Here is a 5,199-nt window from a genome sequence, read left to right as displayed (position 1 = left end):
GTACGCCTCGGTGAAGGCCGTGACGCTCGGCTCCTCCAGGGCCTCGGTGAGCGTCCCGACCGGGCCGATGGAGCCGGCGATGAAGACCTCCCGGCCCGCGATCTCCCGGGCCTCCCGGGCGAGCTTGACGCCCCGCTGGTTGATCTCCACGGTCTTGTCGGCCAACCCGTAGGCGGTCAGCTTGACCCGGTTGGCCCCGAAGGTGTTGGTCTCGATGATCTGGGCCCCGGCCGTGATGTACTCCAGGTGGATTTTGAGGACGCTCTCGGGGTGGGTGAGGTTCACCTCATCCGTGCAGCGGAGATGCCCGAAGGTCTGGTAGAGCATGGAGCCCATCGCCCCGTCGCAGACCAGGACGGTGTCGCGGAGGGCCTCCAGGACGCCTGACATCTCGGTGCCTTTCGCAGCCGCTCGCCGGCGGCGCATCTGCGACCCTAGCCCAGGCGCCTGGCTCTGTCAATGCGCGGAGGATCCCGAGGATGCGGCGCGGACCCGGCGGTGCTCGAAGAGGTGGTAGAGCACCGGGATGAAGACGAGGGTGAGGAGCGTGGAGACGGCCAGCCCGCCGATGACGGCGGTGGCGAGCGGGGCGTTCGCCTCTGCCCCCTCGCCGAGGGCGAGGGCCATCGGGAGGAGGCCGAGGATGGTGGTCAGGCTCGTCATGAGGATGGGGCGCAGGCGGGCCCGGCCGGCGCGGAGGATGGCGGCCTCGAGCGGCACTCCCTCACGCCGGCGCAGGTTCACGGTGTCCACCAGGAGGATGGCGTTGCTGACCACGATCCCCACCATCATGATCACCCCGATGAACGAGATGACGCTCAGGGTCGTCCCCGTGAGGAGCAGAGCCCAGATCACGCCGATGACCCCCAGGGGGACCGAGAACATGATGATGAAGGGATGCAGGAGGGAGCGGTACTGGGAGGCCAGGACCATGTAGATGAGGGCGACCGCCATGAGGAGGGCGAGGGCCAGGTTTCGGAACGCCTCGGCCTGCTCCACCCGGGCGCCCGCCAGTCGGACGACGAAGTCCTTGGGCCTCTCCACGCCGGCGAGGCCGGCCTCGATCTCGGTGGCGATGCTCCCGAGGTCGCGGCCGGCCGTGTTGGCTACCACCCGGATCACGCGCTGCTGGTACTTCCGCTCGATCTGCGTGGGGGAGGTTTGGCGGAGAACCTGGGCCACGTTCGAGAGGGGGATCTGGCGGCCGTTGGCCGTGAGTGTGATGTGGTTCAGGTCCGTAATCTGCTGCCGGTCGGGCTCCTGGAGCCGGACCAGGACGTTGTGCTCGCGCCCCGTGACCGGATCCACGTAGAGGGAGGCCTCGTAGCCGCCGATGGCCGTCTGGACGGTGGTCGCCACCTGGGAGGCAGTGAGCCCCAGGGTGGCCAGGCGCTGGTGGTCCACCGCCACGCGGAGCTCCGGGAGCCCCTCCTCCCGGCTCACCTGGACGTCCGCGACGCCTCGGATCCCCCGCAGGAGGGTGGCGACCTCCACCGCCAGCCGGCTCCCCGTGGCCAGGTCGTAGCCCTGGATCTCCACCACGATCGGCTCCTCGGCCCCGAAGGTGATGAGGCGCGAGACGAGGCCGCCCGTGACCATGGTGACGCTCCCACCGGGGACGCGGGGGAGGCGGGGCCGGAGCGCGGCCATGATCTCGTCCGCCGAGCGGCCCCGCTCTGCCAGGGGGACCAACCGGATCCGCATAAAGCCGGTGTGGGGCCCGGCAGCGCGGCCGCTGAAGATGGCGCTCCGCCCGCGGCCCGAGCCGACCCGGGCGAACATCGAGCGCAGTTCGGGCACGTCTTCCAGAACCAGCGCCTCGATGGCCGTGACCGTCTTGGCCGTCTCCTCGAGGCGGGTCCCGGCGGGGAGGCGCACCGTGATCCCGAACTCCCCTTCGTCCGAGGGCGGGAAGAACTCGGTGCCGATGAGCGGGATCGCGGCCAGGCTGAGGAAGAGGGCGGCGGCGGTCCCGCCGACCACCTGCCATCGGCGCGCCAGCGCCCAGGCGATCAGCGCCTGGTACGCGGCATCGAGCCGGGCGAAGGCGTCCTCGCTCCGGGCGAAGACGTTGCGGAGCCAGCCGGGCCCCTCGGCCACCCGTTGGGGCCGGAGGAACTTGGCCGTGAGGATCGGGACGAGCGTGAGCGATTCGAAGAGGGAGGCCATGAGCGCCAACCCCACCGTGAGGGCCAGCTGCCAGAAGAGGACCGCCGCCACCCCCTGGACGAAGGCGATGGGCAGGAACACGATGACCGAGGTGACGGTGGCGGCGATGATGGCCCGGCTCACCTCGGTTGCCCCGTGCTCGGAGGCGGTCCGGGGGTCCTCCCCCGCCTCCAGCCGCCGGGAGATGTTCTCCAGGACCACGATCGAGTCGTCCACAAGCCGGCCGACGCCGAGCGCGAGGCCCCCGAGCGTCATGATGTTCAGGGTCATCCGGTTGAAGTACATGAGGACGAAGGTGGTGGTGATGGAGATGGGGATTGAAAGAGCGATGATCGCCGTGCTCCGGAGGTTCCGGAGGAAGACCAGGATGATGCCGACGGCGAGGAGGCTCCCGAGGATCGCCTCCATCTGGAGCGTCCGAATGGCCCGCCGAATGAAGGTGGACTGGTCGCTCACGACCTCGAGGGTGATGCCCGGCGGCAGGTCCTGGCGGATCCGGGGGAGTTCGCGCAGAATCGCGTCCACCACGGCCACCGTGTTGCTGCCGGGCTGCTTCTGGACGCCGAGGATCAGGCCGGCCCCGGCGTTCACGGTCACGGCGGTCTGGGTCTCCTCGAACCCGTCCCGGACCCGGCCGACGTCCCGGATCCGCACCGGAACGCCGCCCCGGTGGCCGACGACCAGGTCCTGCAGGTGCTGGACCTCGAGCGGCCGGCCGATCGTCCGGACCGTGTAGTCCCGCGTGCCGGCCTTCAGGTTCCCGCCTGGGGCGTCGAGGTTTCCCGTCCGGAGCGTCTGGAGGACCTGGTCGAGCGAGAGGCCGGCTCCCTTCAGGCGGGCCCGTTCCACCTCGACCTGGATCTCCCGCACCTGTCCGCCGAAGACGTTGGCCGCGGCGACGCCGGGGAGGGTCTCGAGGCGCGGCGCGACGAAGTCCTCGGCCAACTCGCGGAGCTTCCAGGGGTCCAGGCTGCCGGCGATGGCGAGCGTGATGACCGAGACCTGCGAGGGGTCGAACTTGACGATGACAGGCTGCTTGGTCTCGGCCGGAAGGCGGTCCAGGATCTGGTTCACGTTCTGCTGGATGTCGATGGCAGCCGCGTCCAGGTTGGTCCCCCAGGTGAACTCGATGACCACCACCGAGATCCCCTCCCGGGAGTAGGAGGAGACGAAGCGGACGTTGGTGATCCGGCTCACCGCCTTCTCGATGGGGCGGGTCACGGTGGTCTCGATGTCGGCGGGGCTGGCCCCCGTGTACTCGGTGACGACGGTAGCGACGGGGTAACTGACGTCCGGGAAGAGGTCGATGGCCAGGTGGGTGAAGGCCAGGACCCCCAGGCCCACAAACGCGAGCGTGACCATCACGCGGGCAATGGGGTTCTCCAGGGAGCCCCGGATCAGGTTCACGGGTTCGCGCTCCCCTCGAGGAGGCGGACGGCCGCCCCGTCGCGGAGGCCCTGCTGTCCGGCCACCACGACGGCCTCGCCGCCCGAGAGCCCCTGCCGGATCTCGATGAGGGTCCCCTGGAGGTACCCGGTCTCGACCGGGCGCCGCTTGGCGGTCCCCCCCTCCCCCACGACGAAGACCGCCGCCGCCCCGCCCTCCTCCAGCACCGCCTCGCTGGGGACCAGGATGCCTTCCCGTGTGAGGAGGGTGACCTCGGCCCGCGCGAACATGCCGGGGAGGAGGAGCCCCTCCGGATTATCCGCGTGGATCTCGGCGGCCAGCGTCCGGCTCAGCGGGTCCAGGGCGGAGTTGATCCGGGCCACGCGCCCCGGGAACGTCCGGCCGGGGAAGGCGTCCACCCGGATCACGGAGGAGGAGCGCGGGGTGAGCAGGGGGGAATCCCGCTCCGGGACGGCCAGAAGCACCTTGACCGTCTGGAGCGAGACGAGCGTGGCGACCGGGGCGCTGGGGCCGACGGTAGCCCCGGGGTCCACCAGGCGCCGGGTGATGTGGCCGGCGAAGGGGGCCCGGATGGCGCTGTAGTCGAGGAGGGTGCGCTGCTGGGCGAGGACGGCCTCGGCCTCCTTCAGCTCCGCCTCGGCCGCCGCCCGGACTTCCGCGCGCGGCCCCTGGCGGAGGAGGGCGAGGGCCTGCTCGGCCGCCGCCTGCTGCGCCTCGGTCAGCGAGACGGCCAGCTCCGCCTCGTCCAGGTCCCGCTGGGAGACCGCGCCGGTCGCGAAGAGGTCCCGGATCCGGTCCCGGTTGAGACGGGCGTTGCCGCGCCGGGAGGCTGCCTGGCGCAGTGTCTCCTCGGCCTGCCGGATCTCCTCCGGCCGCGACCCGGCCTGCAGTTCGGCGACGCGGGCGGCGGCCCGGGCCACCTTCGCCTCGGTCTCCGCCACCCGCTGAAGGAACTCGGTCTGCTCGAGCCGGACGAGGACCTGCCCGGCGGCGACCGCCTGGCCGATCTGGACCTCCACGGCCGCCACGGTCCCGGAGACCTTGGGGATCAGCTCCACCTGGAGGAGGGGGAGGATGTCCCCGGTGGTCTGGAGAACGTGCCGGACCGGCCCGCGGCGGGCTTCGGCGACGCGGACCGTGACCTCGCGGGCCGGACGGCGGGTGCCCCCCCGGTCCCGGGGCAGGGCGAGACCCCGGTACGCGGCCAGCCCTCCGAGCAGGAGGAGGAGACCGATGACTGCGCCGAGCTGTACGCGCCTCGACATGGGTGCCCCTCGCGGGACCAAGACAGAACGTGCGAATTCTCGCTGAGATCGCCCCGGGGGTCAAGGGACGCGCGCTCGGAGGCGGGGCCACGGCCGGGCCAGCGTTATTGGCCTTGACAGGAACCGGCGAGGCTCGCTATCTTCGCGTGGCATCCGATCACACCTGGCCCTCCAAGATCCTCCTCGTGGTTCTTCCAAGTCTGATCCGGCGTCTGCGAGGCCATCCCGCGGGCCGGGAGCATTGGACGGCGGTGGGACCCCATCGAACACCCCAGCCGCCGCGCGCGCGCACTGCGAGGGGGGTGTTTCTGCCGGGCAGGCGCGGGGGATGCCGGGGCAGGAGATCCGGTGCCGGCAC

3 protein-coding genes are annotated in these 5,199 nt (G+C 71.3%); all 3 read right to left on the bottom strand.

Annotated elements, in window-relative coordinates; translation table 11 throughout:
• On the bottom strand, positions 1-390 hold a 390-nt coding region (locus VGT06_06460; GenBank protein ID HEV8662762.1), incomplete at its 3' end, for a homocysteine S-methyltransferase family protein.
• A 66-nt stretch (positions 391-456) separates the two neighbouring features.
• Positions 457-3,576, bottom strand: coding sequence for an efflux RND transporter permease subunit (locus VGT06_06455; GenBank protein ID HEV8662761.1), 3,120 nt, complete (start codon positions 3,574-3,576; stop codon positions 457-459).
• Positions 3,573-4,841, bottom strand: a complete 1,269-nt coding sequence (locus tag VGT06_06450) for an efflux RND transporter periplasmic adaptor subunit (GenBank protein HEV8662760.1) — start codon at positions 4,839-4,841, stop codon at positions 3,573-3,575. The genes VGT06_06455 and VGT06_06450 overlap by 4 nt, the downstream gene beginning before the upstream one ends.
• Positions 4,842-5,199 lie beyond the last annotated feature (358 nt).

Source organism: Candidatus Methylomirabilis sp., from assembly GCA_036000645.1.
GTDB lineage: Bacteria > Methylomirabilota > Methylomirabilia > Methylomirabilales > JACPAU01 > JACPAU01.
Note: the sequence above shows the minus strand (reverse complement) of the source record. Positions and strands in the feature narration are given on the sequence as shown.